The sequence below is a fragment of the Acinetobacter sp. LUNF3 genome, assembly GCF_022699605.1.
In the GTDB taxonomy this organism is placed as follows: domain Bacteria; phylum Pseudomonadota; class Gammaproteobacteria; order Pseudomonadales; family Moraxellaceae; genus Acinetobacter; species Acinetobacter johnsonii.
The window spans coordinates 3045192-3069005 of sequence record NZ_CP093968.1; the positions used below are offsets into that span (position 1 = coordinate 3045192).

The window sequence follows — 23814 nt, forward strand, 5'->3', positions numbered from 1 at the left end:
TTATTGTTCCACATGGAACATAGATAGACTTATGTTATAAAAACGGATTGTCAATTTCACCCGACTGCGGACGTTCAATTTTCTCAGGAAGCTGAGCTTCACTTTCAAGCTGTTGCACAATGGCATTCAGATACGCCTGCAATGCTTTGGCCGCAGCTAGGCCAGCTTGGTCTTTGGTGAGTTGTAAATTGCCATAAATACTGACGCAGTCTGTGTCATTTTCAAGGGTCAAATCATGAATGGCATGAGACTCGTTGCCTTGTACAAAAGGTTTAAACATTTTATTTTTACTCGTATTTATTTTTCAGGCATTGGGCACTGCAGTCGAATGTCTATACATACAACTGCCTAGAACTTTAACGTAACAGCTGCAAAATATATTGCAATAAGACGTCGACTAATTGTTTCACAATTGCATCTTGATCCGCCGCATCAATACCCGTGCCCTTTGTTGCGGTGCTACCAGTATTCGACTGAGTAGAGCCCGATTTAAAGTTTTTTTGTAAGGCTTTGAGCTGCTCGGATGAAACCTCTTCTGCACACTGACTTTCCGCATCCCAATGTGAATACTGAATTGTACTATTGGCTTTTACCGCCGTTGCTGTCAACGGTAGTTTATAGGTATTACGTTTTTGCTCTTCTGTCAGTTGCGGAAATAAATTCACACCCAACTGCTCTTCCAAATAGCAGACACTGACAATTCTTACCTGCTGTGAATTATCATTCGGTGCGTAATAAGCGCCAATTGCACCCGTTTTTGGCATATAGACCGCTTTGTAAATCGCACTCGGAACAATCACTCCCTGACCAATGGTCTTGAGCTTTTTGCCCTGAAACACTGGCCCAGTCACCACAAAAACATCTAGCTTTTGCTTGGTCACAAGCGCCCGTGTGGCTTCTTCCAATTCACGCCACACTTGCTGATTATTTTTAGGGGCTTGTGGCACCATGTTGGCCAAAGAAAAACTGTCGAATTGTGCGGCTTTGTTGGGCATATCAGCATTCGGTGCCATATGTCCACGGTCATAGCCTGAACCACGGTAGTCCGACAATGTCGCTCGATGTTCGGTTGCAACATTATTTTCTTCGTGAAAACTATCTTCACGTGGAATTTTTTGGCTCAGGCGCTGCGGCGTCAGGGCCTCTGCAACCCAGAGGGGGGTTTTCGAAACGCCCGAATACATCACATTAAAACCGTTAAAGCACAGTGCATAGCTGTGTTTACTTAAACTTTCTTTGAGTAAATAAGGCGGAATTTCCCGATAAAATTGTTCTAAACAGGCTGAATTTGAGCTTGGGCTTAAAGACACGTATTGCTGAATTTTTTCTTGACCAAAGGCAATCGCAAAACTTCCCGTTGCCACCAATCCTAAAATCACTTTCAGGCCATTTTGATTAAACATGTTAAAGACTGACTTACCTGAACTACTTTTCTTCTTCGCCATCACAACTACAATAAACATCGGTTTTTCACGAGCTTAACAATCAGCGTATACGAAGTATATCGCTCGAGTTCTATTCGCATAACAATTAAACAAAACGCCATATTTAGATGATTTTGCATGTAACAAAATGTCTTTTTTGTAGAGTTTTTCTACGGCAACGTGATGCGATTGCGTATCTTTGATTGCTGTCGCTTCAAAAAATATGCCAAGGTAAAAAAGAATCGAACGAAATAATACATGCAATTTACGGAGTTCTTATGCATTCTAAGATTTTAGCTTCTCTTGGTTTAATCGGCACAGTGATAAGTGCTTCAGCCTTCGCCGAGCCACCTATCCAACCGGGTGACACCTTAGAAAGTCTCTCTCAAGCCAAAGTCACGACTACGGTTAATGGTCAACCGGGTTCTATTCAAGAACTCGTAAGCTCAGGGCAAATTAAATTGCTTGATCCAAATGCAGCACCTATCAGCCCAGCGAACCGAGGTGTACCCAATGACCAAGCAGTGATGCCAACATCACCACAGAGTGAAGTCCCTGTTCAACAGGCCGCACCTGATACCACAGCGCAACAACAAGTCGCTGCGACTCCAACAGAGCAACATCCGCTGGCACCGAATGCAGAACTCTCAGCACAACAAGCTGAAGCGGCGTTAAATGATGCTGTCGCACCCACGGCAAATGCAGACATGAATGCTGCCCCAGCTGCTGCACCGCAATTAGATTCATCAGCAGAGGCACCTGTAAATGATCCAATGAACTAAGACTTCAGCTGATTTATCCTCCAAAAAAAACCAGCATATGCGCTGGTTTTTTTATTGAGGTTTTAAATCTCGATCTGACTACCGAGTTCAACCACACGGTTTGGTGGAATCTGATAGAAGTCACTCACAGGACTGGTATTCCGTTGCATCGAGATAAAGAGCTTTTCACGCCACGGCGCCATACCATCACCCACGGTACTGATAATCCGTTCACGCGATACAAAGAAGCTGATCTGCATTAAGTTATATTCCAGATCAATCGCTTGATACACCGCTTCAAGCGCTTGTGGAATGTTCATTTCATCTTTAAAGCCATAGTACAATTCAAGACGATAGAAATGCTGATTCATGGTTTCGACATGGAAGCGATTGGTCTCTTCCACATAAGGAACATCTTGAATTTTAACAGTGAGAATGATGTTCTTTTGATGCAGTACTTTATTGTGCTTCATATTGTGCAACATCGCATGCGGTACAACGGTTGGTGTCCCTGTTAAAAAGACCGCCTCACCTTCAACCCAATTGGCTTGATCACCAATACTTTGTACAAATAAATCCAGTGGCAAGGTATCTTGCTGAAGCTTGGCAAAGGTTAACTCGCGACCTTGTTTCCATGTCATTAATAACATGAATGCAATACCGCCAATCAGCAATGGAACCCAACCGCCCGATAATACTTTAAGTGAGGTCGCACTCACCAAGACCAAATCTAAAACAAGGAATGGAATAATCAGCAGCACCAATTTTGGCATGCTCCATTTCCATGTATAACGAATAAATACCGCAATCAATAAGGTATCACACAGCATGGTCATGGTGACCGCTAAACCATAGGCATGCGAAAGCTGTGAGCTGGTTTGGAAGATTAAAATTAAGACAATAATCGATGCCAACAATATCCAGTTCAGTAAAGGTACATAAATCTGCCCCTGTTCTGAGTCTGAAGTATGTTTCACATTTAAACGTGGTAAATAACCCAATTGAATGGCCTGACGCGCTAAAGAGAAGACGCCTGAAATTACAGCCTGTGAAGCAATAACGGCGGCCATAGTGGCCAAGAAGATCATTGGGTACAAGCCCCACTCTGGCACCAACAGGTAAAATGGATTTTCAATCGCAGTCGGATCACGCAAGAGCAATGCACCTTGTCCTGCATAATTAAGCAGTAAACACGGCAAAACCACAATAAACCAAGCCAAACGAATCGGCACAGGACCAAAATGTCCCATATCTGCGTACAGGGCTTCGCCACCTGTGACGGTCAACACTACCGCACCCATAATGAAAAAGGCCATTAAAGGGTTGGTCACGATAAACTGAAATGCCCAATGTGGGCTCAGCATGCCCAAAACCAAAGGCGTTTGAATAATGCTCGAAATCCCAAGAAGACCGAGAGAGAAGAACCACAATAAGGTCAGTGGGCCAAAGAACTTACCAACAAAGGCTGTCCCATACTTTTGCATGACAAATACAGCAGTGACGATGCTAATTGCAATCGGCACAATATAAGGGTCAAGTGCATCGGTTGCGATGGATAAGCCTTCTACGGCAGATAAGACTGAAATGGCTGGGGTGATGATCCCATCCCCAAAAAATAGTGAAGCCCCAATAAAGCCGATCGAAATTAACAGTAATTTTTTCCGATGGCTAAAATTGGTATTACGCAAATTGAGTGCAAGCAAAGCCATAATCCCACCTTCACCATTGTTATCTGCACGCATGACAATTGCAGAATATTTAATGGTAATAACCGTGGTCATGGTCCAAAAGATAATGGACAAAATACCCAATACGTTTGCAGGGGTGATGCCCAAGCCATGTGCAGCGTGGAAGGATTCTTTCAATGCATAGAGTGGACTGGTTCCAATATCCCCAAACACGACCCCTAATGCTGCCAAGGTCATCGCAGGCAAGGCGGCTTTTTTTGCAGTACTTTGCATAAGCTTGTCTTCAATTATCGACACTATTTTTGCGAATCATATCATTGAGCTAAAACTTTTGCTCGAATTCAATTGTTTCACCTTGTCGATGGCTATGTTTTTCGATATTATCCTCCGCCATGGTGAAGTGTCCGAGTGGCTGAAGGAGCACGCCTGGAAAGTGTGTAAACGTTTATAGCGTTTCGAGGGTTCGAATCCCTCTTTCACCGCCAAATTCAATTCTTATGCAGTCCTATAGTTTCTAAAAAGGATTAAACCTCAATGGTTTAATCCTTTTTTATGTCTAATCACATCTAACAATATCTATTGAAATCCTGTGCCTTTCGGGGGTATAAATGGGGGTAAGTATTTATACCCCTATTTTTATACCCCCAAATACGCTATAGGACATCCTGTCATGCTTACAGATGTAAAAATAAGAAACATCAAACCATCGGAAAAAAAAGCACGATATTCTGATGAAAAAGGCATGTATTTAGAAGTCACACCTTCAGGTGGCATGTATTGGCGTATGAAATTCCGATTTAATGGGAAAGAGAATATCTTCAGTATTGGCACATATCCTGAAACTAAACTTGCACAGGCGCGCCGTGCTAGAGATGAAGCTCGATTAAAGCTCAAAGATGGGATTAACCCTAATGAAGAGAAAAAACTAAAAAAACAGCAAGCAGATGAAAGCATTCTTTTCAAAGCACTCGCTATGGAATGGATGGAAGATCGTAAGGCAGTCATTAAAAAAGGAACATATTTACGTGACTTATCTGTATTTGAAAAAGACCTCTTCCCTGCGCTAGGCAATATGCCTATTGACCAGATTAAAGGGAAAGATGTCCTTTCTTGTGCTAAACAAATTGAAGCACGCGGTGCTCAAGAAATGGCTAAACGCTCTATTCCTTTAGCTGGGCGTATTTTCCGTTTTGCGATTCGTAAAGGTCTGATCGAGAATGACCCTACTCCATACTTAGGAGAAGCACTCAAACCTCGTAAAGTGAAGAATATGGCTCGCTTAGATATTTCTGAGTTCCCACCATTCTTAGAACGTATGGATCGTTATCACGGTAATATTCTCGTCAAGACAGCTTTACAGTTTATGACCTTAACTTTTGTGAGAACTGCTGAACTCATTAACATGGAATGGAATGAGATTGATTTTGAGAATCACTTATGGAGAATTCCTGATTATAAGATGAAAATGGATTTGCCACATATAGTCCCTTTATCTAGGCAAGCTGTTGAACTCATTCACACTCTACAGCCACTCACAGGTAATAAGCAATTTGTTTTCTATAATCACAGCACTGCAAAGCCGTTGAGTAACAATGCTCTGTTAAGTGCCATTCGCACGATGGGCTATGCAGGCAAAATGACAGGGCATGGTTTTCGTGGGCTTGCATCAACAACATTACATGAGCAAGGTTATATGCATGACGCAATCGAAATACAGTTAGCTCACACTGTGGGTAATGCAGTCTCTCAGGCATATAACCATGCACAGCATTTAGAATATCGAACAAAGATGATGCAGGATTGGTCTGATTTTATTGATAGTTTAAGAAATAAGATTGTACCTTTCCTTAAATCTAAGCAAGCTTAGGTTATAAATCTGAAAATACCCTCTTAATCCACTTGCTTAAATTTGTAGGATACCCTATATTTTTTAATAAAAAATGTATGGACATTATTCATGGTCAAGACCAGAGCTGAAATTAATCAAGAAAGTAATGAACGTCGTGGAATAGTTAACAAAGCATTTAAATTACATCAAAGCACAGTTGATGCTATTCGAAGTTTTGCAGATAACTCAGAAAAGTCTCAAGCTCAACTCGTAACCAATGCTTTTGATGGTTTTTATAGACCTCTGCCTGCTGGTTATGAAAATGAAGATGGTGAATACATTTCAGCAGAAATCTATATATATCATCCATACAGTTTAGAAACGTGGCTTATTATCACTAACGTGAGTCATGAATATGATGAAGAAAGAGAAATTTATTTTTATGAGATTAACTTTGAAGATATGGTTAACCACTTTATTAGCAAGCATTTGCCAGGTCTTCACATCAATCATATCAAGATTTTCTATACCCCCATACTTGGTACAGGTGAATTCTACAGACCAAATTTCTCCAAATTAAAGCAGGAAATGTACAAAGAATCAGTATCTTTCTTCTATGACATGTTTCACGAAATGCCAACCCTATTCAGATACAAAAATCTTGAAATGGTTCCATTAACAGAAGATTCAAAAGAATATGAATTACTAGCAAAGCTTTATTAATTTAATCGTCATAATTTAGACAATTAAGCCCTATTTACATAAGGCTTAATTGTAAATTTAATAACTAGGCAATTAATAAGTCATCATCATCAACTTCCAGATCATCAAAATTATCCCGTCCTAAATCAACTGACTTAATTTCTTGCTGATCATCCTGAATGTAGACTCTTTCAACAAACCGTTGCTTTAATGCCTGTCTTCTAGCTTTATAAAAGTCTTCAAAACGTGTAAAACTCAGTGAAATAGAATCATCAATAAGTAAGTCTTTATTTGTAAAACCGCTATTATTATTTTTAATCCAATCTTCTAAAGACTGATCACTTTTTGAAAGATTCAATGAATCATTTAATAAGTGTAAATTAGAAATAGAATTCCAATGATTAGCATTCATGTAAAATACTTTTTGTTCATCAGTAAAGTCTTCCACCTTTGTTATATTTTTCTTAGTGAAAAGCTTTTGAGGATGTAAATGATCTATATGGAAAATTTCTGTTGCTTTCAACTCGGGAAATAACAGATGTAAAACTGCCCTGCAACGGGTTTCTCCGTATTGAATATTCAGCATATTCTCAATATATGCATCATCGAAACGTAAATCTTTATTTGTAGCTTCGTAAGCCTTAATAATTTTTTCCAAAGGAAAGTATGGCTCTAACAAGTTGGTTCTAATCACTCGTCTCATACTTGAAATAATAGAATCAGCTTGACCACCAAACACTCCTTTTAAAAGCACCATATAGAACCATTGGCTAATTTTGTCTCTTTGCTCAGTTTGTTTAGATAAATCATTAATTGTTAAATATAATGGTTTACCAAATTCATCACGTTTTTGATATAAATAATAGCAAATTGGTATGACAGCATTTTTAGATGTTAAAGATTGAGCATTCACCCCAAACTTTCTAATCAGTTTAAAAGTTTCTTTTATGCAATCTTTTATTGGCTCCCATTGGGTTTGAATTTGTTGTACTCTTTCAGTTGTAAAATTTTTTACTTTAAAACGGACATCTTCATCTATCAGCATTAGTGCAGTTTTTAATATCCAATCCCGCTCAATATAAAACCCCAAATCTTGTGACTGATAAATCCAATTTGTTAAATTCTCAATTTCTTTTCTGAAGTCACCATTCCAATTTGCTACTGCAATAGACATTAGCAAATCCGAGAAAGCTAATTTTGTCCCACCACTATTTGTCCGAATAAACACGTCTAATACATGATCAACTTCTTGGCTTTTTTCATTAAAATAATGAATCAATTGTTCTTTATGCACAGCCATATACAACTTCAAAAGAGTTTCAGAAGCAAAGCGGCTTTGTTGCACAAAGATTTCATAACTATATGATTTTAAAAGTTTTGATTATTTTTTGATCCAAAATTAAATTTATTTAAATCAGATGCTTACATATTTATGCAACAAAGCCCTTCGCTCACACAGACTCCATTTGAACTACAATACGGCTTTGTTGCACAAAGATTTGAAATGCAAAGCGCCCCTAATTGAGCTAAATTTAAGGCGTAACTTGGGTAAGTGGGCGACCTAATTCCGTAAATCTGTTAAGGACTGCTACACGTGCATGGATCTCATTCACTTGGCTATCAAAACTCCTTGCACTGAGTTTATCTCCTAATAATTTGATGCAATGCATCTTAGTTTCAACCAAACTTCGACGATGATAGCCTGACCATTTTTTCCATAGTGTCCTGCCTAAACGTTTAATTGTTCGAAGTAATTCATTTCGCTCTAGCGAGCTACTCTTTGTATCTTTCCATGGTTTCGCATTTTTTCTAGGTGGAATCACCGCATGCCCTTGCCGATCTGCAATGACCTGACGGCATTGCTTGGTGTCATAAGCTCCATCGGTATAAACAGAGTCAATCCGCTCATCTTGTGGAATCTGATTAAGTAAATCACCAAGCACCTGTGAATCACTGACATTATTGGTTGTAAGCTGAACTGCTCGTATTTGTAGGGTTTTAGCATCTATACCAATATGAAGTTTACGCCATTGGCGACGATATTCAGGTCCATGTTTCTTGCGTTTCCATTCGCCCTCACCTAGAAACTTCATGCCTGTAGAGTCCATGAGTAGATGCAGCCCATCGCTACTTTTTTGGTAGCTGATTACAATATCAATATGCTTTTGTCTTCTACAAAGCGTGGTGTAATCTGGAGCTATCCAATTTAATCCACAAAGTTTAATCAGACTTTGCACAAAGCCAGTGACCATACGTAAAGACAGACGAAATAAGGATTTAATCATTAAGCAGCATTGGATGGCTGCGTCGGAGTAGGTTTGATTTCGCCCTTGTTTGCCTTTTGATGGCGCATACCATTGCGTAGCAGGATCAAACCAAATGGCAATATTTCCGCGACTCATGAGTGCTCGGTTATATGCGGGCCAATTGGTTGTGCGGTAGATTTTGTGTGTAGGCTTCTTCATTTGAAAATTATATCGCTAAAAAAGCCTTTACAGATAGGTTTGTGCAACAAAGCCCGCTATATCCATATTTAATTATTTCAATAACTTAAATTAAGAATGTGATTCCCTCTTTCGCCAAAATTTTAAAGACCTTAATCGAAAGATTAAGGTCTTTTTTTATGCTGAACATTCTTATTTAGACTTGGCACAAAGTCTGCTTCATAAAAAAGACTCTTCACAAAACAGGATAATTTGCACCACAAAGTGAAATATTTATTCAAAAATAAACGCTTGAACCTGATTCAAACTTGAGCTAAAACAATTTCTAAGGGAGGTTAAAATAAATCATCAATGATCATCTAGATGCAATGTTTATGAAGCACAATTCATTTGCGGTATATAACTAGCGAAACACAAAATTGACCAATAAAACTGCTATTCGGGAGTCAGAATGAATAACAGCACCAATTATGTCAAACAAATTAAAAACGCTAAACGAGGCGGTTATACCCCAACCCTTGCAAAGGATGTCAACAAACATAAAATTCAAAAAGCAATTCGTCTGATTGAACAATGGAGAACGCTGGCCAATGAACTCAAACCTCAAATGCAACTCGACATGGCTTTTACGTTGGAAGAATGTGCCCAAGACCTCGATCAAATTTTAAGGAGCAAATAAGTTCCATGTTTTCACTGAACCCTATTTAAAAATAGTTTCATCACAGCCCCCCAAATTTTATTCTTAGCTTTCACCCACCCTTTGGTGGGTGAAGTTTGCACAAAAAATCATGTGCATTTCAATCGCTCACTTTTTGGCTTGCGTTTTCAAGAAAATCCGCTATTATTCTCACCACGTTGCCGGCATAGCTCAGTTGGTAGAGCAACTGACTTGTAATCAGTAGGTCCACAGTTCGAATCCGTGTGCCGGCACCATTTTATACTTAGCCTCGCTTTTTAGTGAGGCTTTGTTGTTTCTGGCATTTTGGTTTTTTATTTCATTTTAAATGTCTTTCACTGCCGTAATTTGAACATAGCGCACGATGCCCTGTTCAAATAATTTTTGGCAGAGCTTAGCCGTCATTTTAATTTTGAAATAATCCAAATTTTGAGCGGCCTGTTGGACTAAATGCACATGATAATAACGAGAAAACCCCGCCAAAACTGCATCTGATAAATCTTCAATAGCAACCTGCTGATAGCCTTGTGCTTCTATCGAATGCTGCAAATTCGTCTCTAACTGAAGATGTTCCAAATGAACATCGGCTGCCTTTAACAGCATTTTCAGTTGAAGTTTCTCAAAACGATTTAAATTCAAAAATGCATTACTCAGCATCAGATAGTGAAAACCAATCCGACCTTTTGAATTTAAAACAGAATGGGTTGATCTTAGAAATGAATTTAAATCACTGTGATAAGCGGCATCAAGGCACAACACCACATTAAAAGGTACTGAAAATAGCTTTGAATTTAAATTTAAAAATGACGTTTGAATGATGTGTATATTTGAATTTAAAGTGTGTTGTATGCGCTGGATACATTCAGCTTGTAACTCAACCGCACAAAGTTGCTGAACATGGTAATGCTGCTGCCACAGCAATAGACTTGCGCCCTGTCCACAGCCCAAGTCTAAAACACGGTCATTTGACTTTAGCTGTAATCGATCAGCAAGATGCGTTGCCAGTGTTTGGCAAGCCTCAGGATAGGAGGATGGGTTCTTTTCCCAATAACCAAGATTGCTCCAAGCCAATACAGCGTGATCTCCCAATTGTTTTGCATCAATTGCATATTTATGTTTGGGCAGATGTCGCTGTAAGGTTTGGAGCCATTTCATGCTTTAGTAGCCGAGTTGTGGGGCAACCTCAACTTTAGGTTTTAATCCAACAAACGGCAATGGCGCACCGAAAATTTCTGCAATATGCATTGCTGAAGTGACAGCAGACTCTAAAATAGGCAGACCATCACACGACCATGAACCACAGAAGAAGACTTTTCGGTTGGCACTCTTATGGCGTTGTTGTAACTCTTTATTCAAAGCCACAGTTTGCGAGTCCACCACCGCACGGGTCAAAGTTACTGTTGAAATTACTTTTTTCGGATCAATCTCGGTCACAGGCTGCCACGTTTGGAACACGGCGTTTTTACCGACCAGACTTGGTTCGACTGAATTGAGCCAAACCGTGAACTGTTGACGGGTAAACTTACGGTCCATCATATAGCTCAGCACCGACCAGTCTTTACGCTTAGGTGGCATCACGGAAGGATCAGTATGGATCACCAGCTGACCTTGCTCAAAACGGAATTGTTTTAACAGAGCAATATCATCTGCAAACTGAACAGGATCTAAAAACTCTTCAATTTTTGTGGTTGGCGTTGCCACCACCACACGGTCAAACAATTGCTGTTTGCCCTTATTATTTTCAACCAAAACTTTGTCACCTTGTTCAGTGACTTTGCTAATAGCAGATCCGCTTTGGATATTGATGTTTTCAATCAATTTATCGACCAAGGCCGGTGTTCCACCTTGTATACGCAATAAAGCATCACCATCCGTCAACTGACGTAAAAAGATCAACAGCGGTTTCGCTGGCCATTCGCCGATGGTTTTTGGATTACAGGTACAGATGGTGTAGAGCACAGGCATCACTGCGCCATGCCAAAATACCTCTTCAATGTCATGCTGGTTGATAAATTCAGCCAAGGTAATGTCTTGATCTTTAGATTTGAAGAATTTAGCAATCGCGGTTTTAAGCTGCAACATACCTTTAACCAAGCGCCATCCATACTGCTGCAGGCCCTTACGGTTATTGATAATCGGGAAATTGCCAATGCGGCTACGCGTAGTAGTTAACCATGTTTCTGTACGGTCTTCAAACAACCAACTACACGCCATGTAGGTGCGTACTGGATACGTTTTGATGCCTAAATAAGTCGCAAGACTTAAGGTGTTTTTCCATAAGTGTGGGTTCATGACACGTAACGGAGCATCAATCAGACCACCTTCAAACTCTGTACTGTGGCTATCCATCCCTCGCCCAGTCAGTGCTTCGAAAATAGTAATATTATGCCCAGCATCCTTTAGAATTCTTGCGGTAGCAAGACCGGCCATGCCGCTACCAATAACTGCAATATCCAAAATTATGATCCGTCAGTCTGACTTATATTGACTGAAATTATGACCCAATGTCGAAAAAATAGGGCTATTAAAAAATACCAGAATCACATTTTTTCATGTGCCGCACTGGTAGGACGACATTTGCTTAAATTACATTTCATTACACTAAAAAACCACTTAAATAAACACAGGTTTTTTATACATTTTATTTTAAATAAAAATATAAAACCTTTAAAAACAAAGTATATAAATTAACTATTTTTATAACATCTGTTTTACAAACCAGCGAAAAAGCGCTAATATGCGCCCCGCATAAAAAAGATAATTACATCACATAATAATTCATGACCAACTATGCAAAACAAGAAGACTACAGCGCCTAAAAAATCCCTACCCTTGACCGAGTAGGGATTTCTTCTTTTTAGCGCCAAGATTTTAGTCCACCACAGCAACAGAGATTTCACCAAACTTGCCACGATTAAAATCATCAAAAGCTTGCACAATTTCCGCTTTGCTATTCATCACAAATGGACCATAACCTTGAATTGGCTCATTCAGTGGTTCACCGGTCAACACCAAGAATTTAGTGTCTTGCAGCGCTTGTAGTTGAATTGCAGCTTCGCCATCTTGAGCAAACATCACAATGGAACTATCCACCACTTTTTGCGTGCCATTAATCAGCACTTCACCACTGAGCACCACCACAATCGTGTTATGCGTGACGGGCACATGGATAAAAGTTTCATACTCTGCTTTTAACTCACCATCCCAAACATTGATGGGACTATACGTTTGAGCAGGGCCATGATGACCTCCAAACTCGCCCGCAATCACGCGTATGTGTCCAGCATTATCATCCATTTCGATGCGCGGGATATCTGCCACGGTCAAGGTTTGATAACGGGGTGTGGTCATTTTGTCTTTGGCTGGCAAATTCACCCAAAGGTGTACCATTTCAAACAGACCACCATGCTCAGCAAAGGCTGGAGAATGAAACTCTTCATGCACCACACCTGAACCCGCAGTCATCCACTGTACATCGCCAGTATTGATGGTACCAACGCCGCCGCTAGAGTCTTTGTGTGTCACTTCACCGCTATAGGCGATGGTGACTGTTTCAAAGCCACGATGCGGGTGTGAACCCACACCACGTTGCGATGTGGTTGGATCAAATTTGTAAGGTGCAGCATAGTCCAAAAGTAGAAACGGACTAATCGCTTGTCCTAAGCGGTCATATGAAAAGAGGTTTTTGACAGGAAAACCATCACCCACCCAATGCATGTCTTGATTACGATAAACACCAATTACTTTTTTCATCTTGGAACTCCTATATCGATAGGATGAATATGCAATCTATACTACCCCTTTCCTCAGCCCTCTTATAGCACTGCGCTAGTACACACAATCACACGAATAGGGCAATCTCGTTAAAATCATCTCACCTGCATAAAAATCAATTTAAAAACAAAGCCATTCTTTATTTTTATGGCATATTTTTGCTCAAATTTTCCTATTTTTAAGATTAAGCATCTCGTTTGGCTTATTTTATTGTCTCATTTTCCTACCTATGAAGATGTTCAAGCTCAAGGCACTAACCTTCTTACTGATTGCCTTGAGACTCGACTGATAATCACAACGAGGACAGAAAAATGGCTAAACCTTATATTCGTTTAGATAAAGATAATGCAGCGGTTCTTTTGGTTGACCACCAAGCGGGTCTACTTTCACTGGTCCGTGACATTGACCCTGACAAATTTAAAAATAACGTACTCGCACTGGCTGCTGCCGCGAAATATTTTAATCTTCCCACCATTCTGACCACCAGTTTTGAAGATGGACCAAACGGCCCTTTGGTCCCTGAATTGGTCGAAATGTTTCCCGATGCACCCTATATTGCACGTCCAGGACAAATCAACGCATGGGACAATGAAGACTTTGTTCAAGCCGTAAAAGCCACAGGTAAAAAACAATTGATTATTGCAGGTGTAGTGACTGAAGTCTGTGTGGCCTTCCCTGCACTGTCTGCACTTGAAGAAGAGTTTGACGTCTTTGTGATTACCGATGCTTCAGGAACCTTTAATCCCATCACCCGTAATGCAGCATGGGATCGCATGTCTCAGGCAGGCGCACAGCTAATGTCATGGTTTGGTGCAGCTTGCGAATTACACCGCGACTGGCGTAATGATATTGAAGGCCTCGGTTCACTCTTTGCAGCGCATATTCCAGACTATAAAAACCTGATTCAAAGCTATAGCAAAAATACAGCGCAGAAATAATTCGACCTGAGCAAAAGCGATCTTCGGATCGCTTTTTTGTCGTGCGCAATCGTTAGCGATGATACAGTATCAGATCATCCATCACAGACTGCCTTCGGTCAAAAATCAATACAGGCTTGAACCCATCATGCATTCATTTGACGACTATTATTATTTTTATCTTGTGGTCAAGCACGGCGGTTTCAGTGCTGCAAGTGATGCCTCGAACATCACCAAGTCTAAGCTTAGTCGCCGTATTTTAGACCTTGAAGCCAAGTACAACGTAACCCTGATTCAGCGTTCAACGCGACATTTTAAAGTCACCCCCTTGGGACAAGAGCTGTTTGAAGAATGTCGTCAAATCATTCAGCAAGTCGAAAGTGCACACAATGTTTTACTGAAACAGAAAAGTGAACCGCAAGGTTTAATCAAGATCAGCTGCCCTTCTGTGATGATGCGCTATCAAGTGCAAAGTTTACTCAATCATTTTTTAAAACAATATCCCAAAGTCCAAGTGGAAATGGAGCTGACCAGCCGTCGTGTCGATGTCTTGCATGATGACATTGATCTTGCCATTCGGACCAATTTTAGTGCCAACGAAGACTCGAGTATTATGGTCCGTGATGTGGTCAAAACCACGCATTGTTTAGTGGCCAGTCCTGATCTGCTACAGGGCCGTGAAATTCAATTTGCCACTGAGCTGAATGATTTTCCAACGCTCGCACTGGGGGTACAAAAGTCCAATTATCAATGGTTACTGCATCATACCCAGAGCGATGAACAGATCGTGATTCCTTTAGAACCACGGGTCAAAAGTAATGATGTCGCAGGCGTGTATTACTCGGCTCTGGATGGACTCGGCATTGCCAACTTGCCTTACTTAACGATAGAGGCAGATATTGCTTCAGGTCGCCTAGTTCACATTTTGCCCGACTGGTGTTCCAATATTGGAACCGTACAGTTGGTCTATGCTTCACGTAAAGGACAACGTTTGGTCATGGAAAAACTGATTGAGCATTTGATTCAGGGTTTAAGAGACTTTGCCAGCACCAGCAAGGGTTACCATCTGTAAAAGCTAAAAGAACCTTGCATAAAAAAAATCAGCCACTTGGGCTGATTTTTTACAGGTATCATGCTCATGACTTAGCACAATGCAACCATTGAGGTTGACTTAGATTTTACCAACCAAGTCGATTGACGGCGCAAGCGTTGCTTCACCTTCTTTCCATTTTGCAGGACATACTTCGCCTGGGTGTGCATGCACATATTGTGCTGCTTTCACTTTGCGTAATAGTTCAGACGCATCGCGACCAATACCGCCGGCATTAATTTCAATAATTTGAATTTTACCTTCAGGATCAATCACAAAAGTACCACGGTCTGCTAGACCTTCAGTTTCAATCAGCACATCAAAGTTTTTAGACAAAGTCCAGGTTGGATCGCCAATCAATGGATACTGAATTTTACCAATCACATCTGAAGTGTCGTGCCATGCTTTATGGGTAAAGTGGGTATCGGTCGATACGCCGTAAATTTCTACACCGAGTTTTTGAAATTCAGCATAGTGATCGGCTAAGTCGCCTAATTCTGTTGGACACACAAAAGTGAAATCAGCAGGATAAAAAAATACGACAGACCATTTGCCTTTCAAGTTTTGCTCAGACAACTCAATGAATTCACCATTTTGGTAAGCAGTTGCATTAAACGCCTTAACTTCAGTATTGATTAAACTCATGTATTCGTCCTCAAAAGATTTGTGAGATTGCTTAAGTGATACAGCGAGAATACGCACAAATCTAAAATTGGTAAAACAGTAAGTTTTTATTATTTTTATCGGATTTTTAGATTCAATATTTCCCCTCACGCTGTTGCCCGATTTTCACCATTTTGTGGTCTAAATGAAAACCTTTCGATTTTTCAAATGAGCTCAATACAGTCAAATCCAGAGTCAAGCCGAGGAAAATCTATGATTTGGAAGGTCATTTCAAAGCTTTGATGTTCAATTCAAAGTGAATTTAAGCCGTTTCCGTCTGCCCAACTTGATGATAAGCACGATTGAAATAAACCAAACTTTGCTCATGCTGGCTTTGTTGAATCGCGACAATACGGCACATAAAAACCGTATGTGTTCCCACTTCTTGAATGTCATCAATTTCACAGTCAAAATTGACTAAAGCATCCTTTAAAACAGGCGCGCCCGTTTCTAGCTCTGTCCAAACACCATGTTTAAAACGCTCTTCAGACGTCATTTTAGATGCAAAGACATTCGAAATATGCTGATGTTGTGCACCTAACACATTCACCGATAAAATTTTATTGTCGACAAAATGTGCATGTGAACGCGATGCTTTATTCATGCAGACCAATAATGTCGGTGGTGTATCCGTCACACTGCATACGGCAGATGCTGTGAATCCATGACGATCAGCCATGCCTGCCGTAGTTACGACACTGACTGCACTGGTTAACAAAGACATTGCATCTCTAAAGTCTGTTGCTTCAATCATCATTTTATTCCTCAGTAACGGACACATGCTTGTACTCAGATAAAAGCTACCCATTTTATCAAACGGGTAGCCCTTTCACATCACGCGCTTGCTGCGTATGAAGCCGAAAGTTCTTGTCGAATAATTTCTGCACCTGCGCTTAACGCATTCAGCTTACCACGTGCGACTTCACGTGCTAAAGGTGCCATGCCACAGTTGGTCGAAGGATAAAGTTTATCTGCATCTACAAACTGAAGTGCTTTACGTAGTGTATTCGCAACTTCTTCAGGTGTTTCAACGGTGTTGGTTGCCACATCAATCGCACCGACCATGACTTTTTTACCACGAATCAGCTCAATCAGATCCATTGGTACACGCGAGTTTTGGCATTCTAACGAGATGATATCAACTTTAGATTGTTGCAGTTTAGGGAATGCTTCTTCGTATTGACGCCACTCTGAACCCAAGGTCTTTTTCCAATCGGTATTGGCTTTGATACCATAGCCATAGCAAATATGAACCGCAGTTTCACATTTCAGACCTTCAAGTGCTCGTTCAAGCGTTGCAACACCCCAGTCATTCACTTCATCAAAGAACACATTAAATGCAGGTTCATCGAACTGAATGATATCCACGCCCGCAGCTTCTAACTCACGTGCTTCTTGATTCAGAATTTTGGCAAATTCCCAAGCCAGTTTTTCACGGCTTTTGTAGTGACCATCATAAAGGGTGTCAATCATGGTCATCGGGCCAGGTAACGCCCATTTAATCGGCTGATTTGTTTGGCTGCGTAAAAACTTAGCATCTTCAACAAAAACTGGCTTTTGACGGCTTACCGCACCAACCACTGACGGGACGCTCGCATCATAACGATTACGGATACGCACCGTTTCGCGTTTCTCAAAATCAACGCCATCCAGATGTTCAATAAACGTCGTCACAAAATGTTGACGGGTTTGTTCACCATCACTGACGATATCAATACCTGCATGGAGTTGTTCTTGCAATGACAAACGTAAAGCATCTTGTTTCGCTTCGAGTAATGCCTCACCTTCGAGTTTCCAAGGTGACCAAAGTTTCTCAGGCTCAGCAAGCCAAGAAGGTTTCGGTAAACTGCCCGCAGTTGATGTTGGTAATAAAATGGCCATTTTAAATCTCTATTTCAATATTCTGTTTCAGGTAAATTAAGCAGCGTTGCTGTTTACGGTGTAATTCGCAGCCCATTTTTCAAGGATGTCTTGATACGGCTTAATAAAGTTCTCTTCCGTCCATTTACCTTGCTTGACCGCGAGCTGACCACGTTCAACGCGGTCATAGACGATTCGCGTTAATGAGTAATCTGGGTACTCTAGGCTGGCTTGATAGACTTGAGCTGCTGATGAATTTGCATTGTAAATTTCAGGGCGATAGATCTTTTGGAAAGTTTCCATGGTGCTAATCACACTGATCAATTCAAGATCGGTGTAATCACGCAGTAAATCACCCGCAAAATAGAATGCTAAAGGTGCAGCGCTCCCTTTCGGCATAAAGAAGCGAACCTGTAAGCCCATTTTATGGAAATACTCATCGGTACGTGAATATTCATCTTGTTTATACTCAACGCCTAACACAGGATGCTCATTGGTAGTACGGTGATACTTCTTCGCTGTTGAAACACTCAAACAAATCACTGGCTGTTGATTAAACTCTGCTTTAAAAGTCTCTGAGTTCACCAAGTATTGATACAGTTTGCCATGTAGATCACCAAAACCTTCAGGTGCATACGACGTCGAATTCTCTTTATTATGTTCTTTCAGCACCACGCTAAAATCGTAGTCACGTACATAAGACGAGAAGCTATTGCCAATCATGCCTTCAATACGTTGATGGGTATGATGATCATTAATCGTGCTTTTCAGCATTTCAATAATTGGGAAAGTTTGACCATTCCCCTCAATGTCTAAATTTGCAGAAATAATATCGATTTCAAGCGAATAACGATCACCATTCGGGTTATCTGTTTGTGCTAAGGCATTGAAACGATTATTGATCATACGAAGTGTATTACGTAGGTTCTGCTCACGACTTTCACCGCGCGCCAAGTTAGCAAAGTTCGTCGTTAGACGTGTGTTATCTGCTGGTTGATAGTTTTCATCAAAACGAATGCGTTTAATTGAACATGCAAACTCTGTACTCATGGCGATCTGTTACCCTATATTTCTGCGATAAAACTGAATTTCTTTCATGCTCTTTCTAGAGGGTCCAATTTTCTTTTTGGATCTTTCTAGCAAATCGTCTTTCCAACCTTCTCAGATTTTTCTGAGCATCAGGCTAAGAAGCAACGATGAATATGATCTATCGTTAAGAGCGTGGTTTAATTTATACCTGAATGATCACATGAATAAAAATGATTTAATCTCACACCAAAGTGAACTAAATTCATGTTTAGAAATTCTGTCACTTTAACAATGAATTATGCGTGGATAATTTTTGTGGATGTACGAAAGGAAAGAATGAAAACATTAAGCCCTTGTGCGTGAGTTGTGAAAAGTCATGATATTGCTAAATCAACGTTATCAACACGATACATCTCTTTTTTAATTATCTATTTATATCAGCAACTTAAAGTCATGAACTGATTATTAAAATATTAGATAAAACAGGCAATTCAATGGTTTTGTCTGTGGGAAAATGATGAGCAAAAGCTTGGTTTTGAGTTCGTACATTCATTAATTTTGGCTTCACTTTCAGACCTTGGCTCTTCCTCATAGAATCAGGAAATGTAGTATCTTTCCTATCACCAATCAGAATTAAAAAATAAACATTCGGTCTTTACATTAAGAACAGCCCACCTATATCAAGTAAAACTAAAGAATCATCTCATGCATTTTTTGCATAACTGAATTAAAAATTGCATTGTCGTTTTTTTTAAAAAAAAGTAACACTTGCCACAGTTAAATCCCCAATCGACAATTTAGCACTCAACACCTAAAGCAATGCCTCTATAAATTGATCAACATGGAATGTCATCAATGCCTTGCTACATCAGGCCAAAAGCTGATGAAAAGAAGATTAAAGAAGGAACGATAAGTATGAAGCAGAAGAAACTACTGAAATATATTCTGATTGCCATGATCTCAGGAATACTGATTGGATGGGCTTTTCATAGCACTTTAACGACTGCAAAAACCACAGAACTTGCCGCCTATTTTAAAATAGTGACCGATGTATTCTTAAGATTAATTAAAATGATTATTGCACCCTTAGTTTTTGCAACAATCGTTTCTGGTCTTGTCTCAATGGGAAAATCCTCTTCTCTGGGATCAATTACCTTAAAGGCCATGAGTTGGTTCATTGGTGCATCATTTATTTCACTTTTACTGGGCATGGGCATAGCCAATTTATTCCAACCTGGCGCTGGGATGAATCTCACCATTCCTCAAACAGCGGTTGATATCGGTGTCAGTGCGACAAGTCTGAGCTTAGAAAGCTTCATTACGCATATTTTCCCGCGTAGTTTTGCTGAAGCCATGGCCAATAATGAGATATTACAAATTTTGGTTTTCTCAATTTTCTTTGGCTCCGCACTGGCCTATGTGCAACATCATAGTGAAGCGACCGTCATTGGCAAAATAATTGATGAACTCTGTAAGGTGATGTTCCGAATTACAGATTATGTCATGGCATTTGCACCTATCGCCGTTTTTGCAGCCATTGCTTCCGCGATTACTATCCAAGGCCCTAAACTGATTATCGATTATAGTATTTTCATTGGACAGTTCTATGTGGGACTCTTGGTGCTTTGGACTCTCCTGATTGCTTTCGGCTATATCTTCTTGAAAAAAGATATTTTTAGATTGATGCGAATTGTACGTGAACCCACCATGTTGGCATTTGCGATCGCAAGTAGCGAATCGGCTTATCCAAAAACCATAGAAGCTTTGGATAAATTCGGTGTGCCTAAACGTATTACCAGTTTCGTGCTCCCTTTAGGTTATTCTTTCAACCTCGACGGCTCGATGATGTATATGGCATTTGCTGTGTTATTTATTGCACAAGCCTACAACATTGATTTAAGTTTTTCCCAGCAAGCACTCATACTCTTTACCCTCATGATTACGAGTAAAGGGATTGCAGGTGTTTCACGAGCATCTATTGTGGTGATTGCCTCCACTCTGGCTATGTTCCAACTTCCTGAAGCCGGTATTCTATTAATTTTAGCGATTGATCAGTTTTTAGATATGGGCCGTACGGCAACCAATGTGATTGGAAATAGTATTGCAACGGCCGTGATTGCACGCACTGAGGGCAATAAAGATGAGCTTACGGAGCAAGAAGGCATCATGGTGAACAACCTTCCTCCTGCAAACCAATTGGCCGATAACAGTTAGAATTATTTATAGAGAAAATAAAAGGTGATTTTTAAATAGTAAGTAAAGTCCTTTATTTACTATTCATAAAATCACCTTATTTATTATTAAAATATACCTCAAAACGATAAAAAAAAATAATCCATAAATTTAAATTATTTATTTTTCTGAATTAAAATATTCCAAATATAATTAATTCGATTTGAAAATGACATTTCTCGTTTAACCAGATAGACATCTTGAAATAAATAGTACTGCTTACCGTCCATTACTTTTAATTTATTTTCTTGGATTTCTCTTTCAACCAATAATTTAGGCAACCATGCCACACCCAAACCTTGCAACACCAACTCTTTTAAATCGCCTGCATTATCCGTCTCATATAAAGTTCTATAATCCAACTTATTTTCAATTGCTTCATCCACACAGTTTCTTAAATATGCTTGTTTACTATAAGACAACAAAGGAAAAGACTGATCGAGTGAATATTTGGCAGTCCCGTCATGATCTAAGGCTGTCACAGGGAGTATTTCCATTTCAACAATTTTATGAAATTCGAATAAAGAACGATCGAATTGTTCTAATGTTTTTTGATCGCAATAGCTAATTAAAAAATCACACGAGCCATCTTTTAATAAGCGCATGCCCTGTTTGAAATTTGAGGCAATAATTTCCAATTTTAAGTCCGTCATATCCATCGATAATTCATGAATAAAGCGGGGGAAAAACTGGGTAATGAGCGAGTGTGACACTGCAAACTTGACGGTTAACTCATCATGTTTCACATTCTTTTCTAAATATTTTATTGTTGTAGTGAGTTGATTTTGTATATTTTTTGCCGAAGCCAGTAAAACTTGCCCCGCTTCTGTGAAATCAATATTTTTACTATATCTTTTCAAAATTTGGAAACCCAATGAGTTTTCAATATTCTGAATTCTGCGCGTAAAGGCAGACTGCGTGACATGTCGTAGAGCTGCTGCTTGAGATATCGATTTTTCTTGCTCTAATGCAAGTAAATCTTCAATCCATCGAATTTCTAAAGTCATAACTCATTCTTCACTCATCCTTTGATCAATTATAATCTATTATGCAAAAAATGCATGTAGTAATATATTTTTACATTAGAAAAAAAACCGTGCGCACTTTAATATCGATTTATTCGAGATTAGAGTCTATTTAAATGAACATTAAGATTAACACACGCGTTGAAAAGGATTTATTAGGACATAAAGAAATTCCTGCTCATTGCTATTATGGTGTACAAACTTTAAGAGCTTTAGAGAACTTTAATTTAAGTCCAAATAAACTCAATCAATTCCCTGTTTTTATTAATGCCCTTGCAATGGTTAAAGCTGCATGCGCAGAAGCCAACTTTAAACTCAATAAACTTGAAGAAAATAAATACAATGCTATTCAGTATGCATGTGAACAAATTATTAATTATAAATATCATGACCAATTTCCAATTGATATGATTCAAGGTGGTGCGGGAACATCCACCAATATGAATATCAATGAAGTACTGGCTAATATTGGATTAGAACATTTAGAGCATTTAAAAGGCGAATATCAATATTTACATCCAAATAATGATATTAATATGTCTCAGTCAACCAATGATGTCTATCCAACAGCAATTAAAGTAGGTTTAATTTTTGCAATTGAGCAATTGAACAGCCCGTTTCAAAATTTAATTCAAAGTTTTAAGAACAAGTCCGATGAGTTTTCGCATATCTTAAAAATGGGTCGTACCCAATTGCAAGATGCCGTTCCAATGACCTTGGGTCAAGAATTTGGCGCATTTGCAAATACCTTACAAAATGATTTAAACAAGCTCAATGACATCATGCCGTCTGCTTTAAGTGTTGTAAATTTAGGCGGAACAGCAATTGGAACAGGCATCAATACCGAAGTTAAGTATCGTGAATATGCCATCGCAGCATTGTCTGAAATTACGCAAAAGCAGATCAGCAGTTCACCTGATTTAATCGAAGCAACCTCAGATATGGGGGATTTCGTTTTATTATCGAGCTTCTTAAAACGTACCGCGACTAAACTCTCAAAAATTGCCAATGACCTGCGTTTACTTTCTAGTGGCCCTCGTACTGGTCTGAACGAAATCCATTTAGAACCGCGTCAACCAGGCAGCTCAATTATGCCAGGCAAAGTGAATCCTGTTATTCCAGAAGCCATGAATTTAGTGTGTTTTCAAGTGATTGCAAATGATTTGGCCATTACTTTGGCGGCCGAAGCAGGTCAGTTACAGCTCAATGCGATGGAGCCGTTAATTGCTTTTAAACTGTTCGAATCGATCGATTTGTTGGGTAAAGCTATGCAAATGTTCCAACATAAATGTATTGAAAACATCCGTGCCAATGCTGAACACTGTCAGGCCAATGTAGATAATTCAATCGGCATTATTACTGCACTCAACCCCCATTTGGGCTATGAAACAACTACTCGTATTGCAAAACAAGCCAATGAAACTGGTCAAAGTGTATTGGCTTTAATTAAAGCTGAAAACCTATTGTCTGATCAAATTTTGGCTGATGTGCTATCGATCAAAAATATGGTTCATCCTCAGCAATCTTTATCATGATTTATTAGCATTTCGTCTTTTTAAAAAGGGATCTCATCAGAGGTCCCTTTTTTTATAGAGGAAAAGTATGCTATGTCACTCGTATTAGCTGAACATTTTTATTCTATAAAGCTCTTTTTTAAATACCAAATTTGCCTAGCCATAAAAAAAGAACTTGATATAAATC

General features: G+C 39.5%; 21 protein-coding genes and 2 tRNA genes. 10 read left to right on the forward strand and 13 right to left on the reverse strand.

The features are described 5' to 3' along the window. Window positions 1–34: 34 nt before the first annotated feature. Together MN200_RS14915 and MN200_RS14920 are read right to left on the reverse strand one after the other, a co-directional pair. Window positions 35–280: a hypothetical protein gene (locus MN200_RS14915; protein ID WP_010327684.1), complete on the reverse strand. Its 246-nt coding sequence runs from the start codon at window positions 278–280 to the stop codon at window positions 35–37. Between the two features lie 76 nt (window positions 281–356). Further along, window positions 357–1445, reverse strand: a complete 1089-nt coding sequence (locus MN200_RS14920; protein WP_010327685.1) for a DNA/RNA non-specific endonuclease — start codon at window positions 1443–1445, stop codon at window positions 357–359. A 257-nt stretch (window positions 1446–1702) separates the two neighbouring features. Here MN200_RS14920 and MN200_RS14925 point away from each other — a divergent pair, with 257 nt between their 5' ends. Continuing rightward, window positions 1703–2206, forward strand: coding sequence for a hypothetical protein (locus MN200_RS14925; RefSeq protein ID WP_234304397.1), 504 nt, complete (start codon window positions 1703–1705; stop codon window positions 2204–2206). A gap of 62 nt (window positions 2207–2268) precedes the next feature. On the opposite strand, the gene MN200_RS14930 is transcribed toward MN200_RS14925, so the two are convergent. Next, window positions 2269–4146, reverse strand: a complete 1878-nt coding sequence (locus MN200_RS14930; RefSeq protein ID WP_242759781.1) for a potassium transporter Kup — start codon at window positions 4144–4146, stop codon at window positions 2269–2271. A 121-nt stretch (window positions 4147–4267) separates the two neighbouring features. Between MN200_RS14930 and MN200_RS14935 the strand changes: the two genes are divergently transcribed. The 3 genes from MN200_RS14935 to MN200_RS14945 all read left to right on the forward strand — a co-directional run bounded on the left by MN200_RS14935 (window position 4268) and on the right by MN200_RS14945 (window position 6424). After that, window positions 4268–4358 (forward strand) — tRNA-Ser (locus MN200_RS14935). 185 nt (window positions 4359–4543) lie between these two features. Further along, the gene (locus MN200_RS14940) at window positions 4544–5740 is read left to right on the forward strand and encodes an integrase arm-type DNA-binding domain-containing protein (protein ID WP_242759782.1); all 1197 of its coding nucleotides are present in this window, start codon (window positions 4544–4546) and stop codon (window positions 5738–5740) included. Window positions 5741–5830: 90 nt separating this feature from the next. After that, window positions 5831–6424: a hypothetical protein gene (locus MN200_RS14945; protein WP_242759784.1), complete on the forward strand. Its 594-nt coding sequence runs from the start codon at window positions 5831–5833 to the stop codon at window positions 6422–6424. A 64-nt stretch (window positions 6425–6488) separates the two neighbouring features. Here MN200_RS14945 and MN200_RS14950 read toward each other — a convergent pair whose 3' ends face one another. Both MN200_RS14950 and MN200_RS14955 read right to left on the reverse strand, forming a co-directional pair. Continuing rightward, entirely contained in the window at window positions 6489–7748 is a 1260-nt protein-coding gene (locus MN200_RS14950; RefSeq protein WP_242759786.1) for a hypothetical protein, read from the reverse strand. A 187-nt stretch (window positions 7749–7935) separates the two neighbouring features. Further along, window positions 7936–8868, reverse strand: coding sequence for an IS5 family transposase (locus MN200_RS14955; RefSeq protein WP_081405714.1), 933 nt, complete (start codon window positions 8866–8868; stop codon window positions 7936–7938). A gap of 430 nt (window positions 8869–9298) precedes the next feature. Between MN200_RS14955 and MN200_RS14960 the strand changes: the two genes are divergently transcribed. Together MN200_RS14960 and MN200_RS14965 are read left to right on the forward strand one after the other, a co-directional pair. Next, window positions 9299–9526 carry a hypothetical protein gene (locus MN200_RS14960; protein WP_004691623.1) on the forward strand — a complete coding sequence of 76 codons (228 nt, stop codon included), beginning with the start codon at window positions 9299–9301 and terminating at the stop codon, window positions 9524–9526. A gap of 178 nt (window positions 9527–9704) precedes the next feature. Further along, window positions 9705–9780, forward strand: a tRNA-Thr gene (locus tag MN200_RS14965). 67 nt (window positions 9781–9847) lie between these two features. Here the strand turns inward: MN200_RS14965 and MN200_RS14970 are convergent. The 3 genes from MN200_RS14970 to MN200_RS14980 all read right to left on the reverse strand — a co-directional run bounded on the left by MN200_RS14970 (window position 9848) and on the right by MN200_RS14980 (window position 13276). After that, a complete protein-coding gene (locus tag MN200_RS14970; protein ID WP_063454609.1) occupies window positions 9848–10678 on the reverse strand; it encodes a class I SAM-dependent methyltransferase in 831 nt (276 codons plus the stop codon). A gap of 3 nt (window positions 10679–10681) precedes the next feature. Beyond that, window positions 10682–11980, reverse strand: coding sequence for an FAD-dependent oxidoreductase (locus MN200_RS14975; RefSeq protein WP_193791554.1), 1299 nt, complete (start codon window positions 11978–11980; stop codon window positions 10682–10684). 414 nt (window positions 11981–12394) lie between these two features. Beyond that, entirely contained in the window at window positions 12395–13276 is an 882-nt protein-coding gene (locus MN200_RS14980) for a pirin family protein (protein ID WP_242759787.1), read from the reverse strand. A 332-nt stretch (window positions 13277–13608) separates the two neighbouring features. On the opposite strand from MN200_RS14980, the gene ycaC reads away from it, so the two are divergent. Next, window positions 13609–14235 (forward strand): isochorismate family cysteine hydrolase YcaC, encoded by a 627-nt coding sequence (gene ycaC, locus MN200_RS14985; RefSeq protein ID WP_242759790.1) that lies wholly within the window; start codon window positions 13609–13611, stop codon window positions 14233–14235. 127 nt (window positions 14236–14362) lie between these two features. Further along, on the forward strand, window positions 14363–15286 hold the full coding sequence (locus tag MN200_RS14990; RefSeq protein WP_242759793.1) for a LysR substrate-binding domain-containing protein: 924 nt from the start codon (window positions 14363–14365) through the stop codon (window positions 15284–15286). A 99-nt stretch (window positions 15287–15385) separates the two neighbouring features. On the opposite strand, the gene ahpC is transcribed toward MN200_RS14990, so the two are convergent. The 4 genes from ahpC to MN200_RS15010 all read right to left on the reverse strand — a co-directional run bounded on the left by ahpC (window position 15386) and on the right by MN200_RS15010 (window position 18877). After that, the gene (gene ahpC / locus MN200_RS14995) at window positions 15386–15949 is read right to left on the reverse strand and encodes an alkyl hydroperoxide reductase subunit C (protein WP_005401564.1); all 564 of its coding nucleotides are present in this window, start codon (window positions 15947–15949) and stop codon (window positions 15386–15388) included. Window positions 15950–16229: 280 nt separating this feature from the next. Further along, window positions 16230–16721 carry a flavin reductase gene (locus MN200_RS15000; protein WP_017396908.1) on the reverse strand — a complete coding sequence of 164 codons (492 nt, stop codon included), beginning with the start codon at window positions 16719–16721 and terminating at the stop codon, window positions 16230–16232. Between the two features lie 80 nt (window positions 16722–16801). Beyond that, on the reverse strand, window positions 16802–17848 hold the full coding sequence (locus tag MN200_RS15005; protein WP_242759795.1) for a methionine synthase: 1047 nt from the start codon (window positions 17846–17848) through the stop codon (window positions 16802–16804). A gap of 36 nt (window positions 17849–17884) precedes the next feature. Then, window positions 17885–18877 (reverse strand): DUF1852 domain-containing protein, encoded by a 993-nt coding sequence (locus MN200_RS15010; RefSeq protein ID WP_242759796.1) that lies wholly within the window; start codon window positions 18875–18877, stop codon window positions 17885–17887. A gap of 894 nt (window positions 18878–19771) precedes the next feature. Here MN200_RS15010 and MN200_RS15015 point away from each other — a divergent pair. Then, window positions 19772–21070 carry a dicarboxylate/amino acid:cation symporter gene (locus MN200_RS15015; RefSeq protein WP_242759797.1) on the forward strand — a complete coding sequence of 433 codons (1299 nt, stop codon included), beginning with the start codon at window positions 19772–19774 and terminating at the stop codon, window positions 21068–21070. Between the two features lie 134 nt (window positions 21071–21204). On the opposite strand, the gene MN200_RS15020 is transcribed toward MN200_RS15015, so the two are convergent. After that, window positions 21205–22095, reverse strand: a complete 891-nt coding sequence (locus MN200_RS15020; RefSeq protein ID WP_218288612.1) for a LysR substrate-binding domain-containing protein — start codon at window positions 22093–22095, stop codon at window positions 21205–21207. Between the two features lie 134 nt (window positions 22096–22229). Between MN200_RS15020 and MN200_RS15025 the strand changes: the two genes are divergently transcribed. Then, window positions 22230–23648 (forward strand): aspartate ammonia-lyase, encoded by a 1419-nt coding sequence (locus MN200_RS15025; protein WP_242759798.1) that lies wholly within the window; start codon window positions 22230–22232, stop codon window positions 23646–23648. Window positions 23649–23814: the final 166 nt, after the last annotated feature.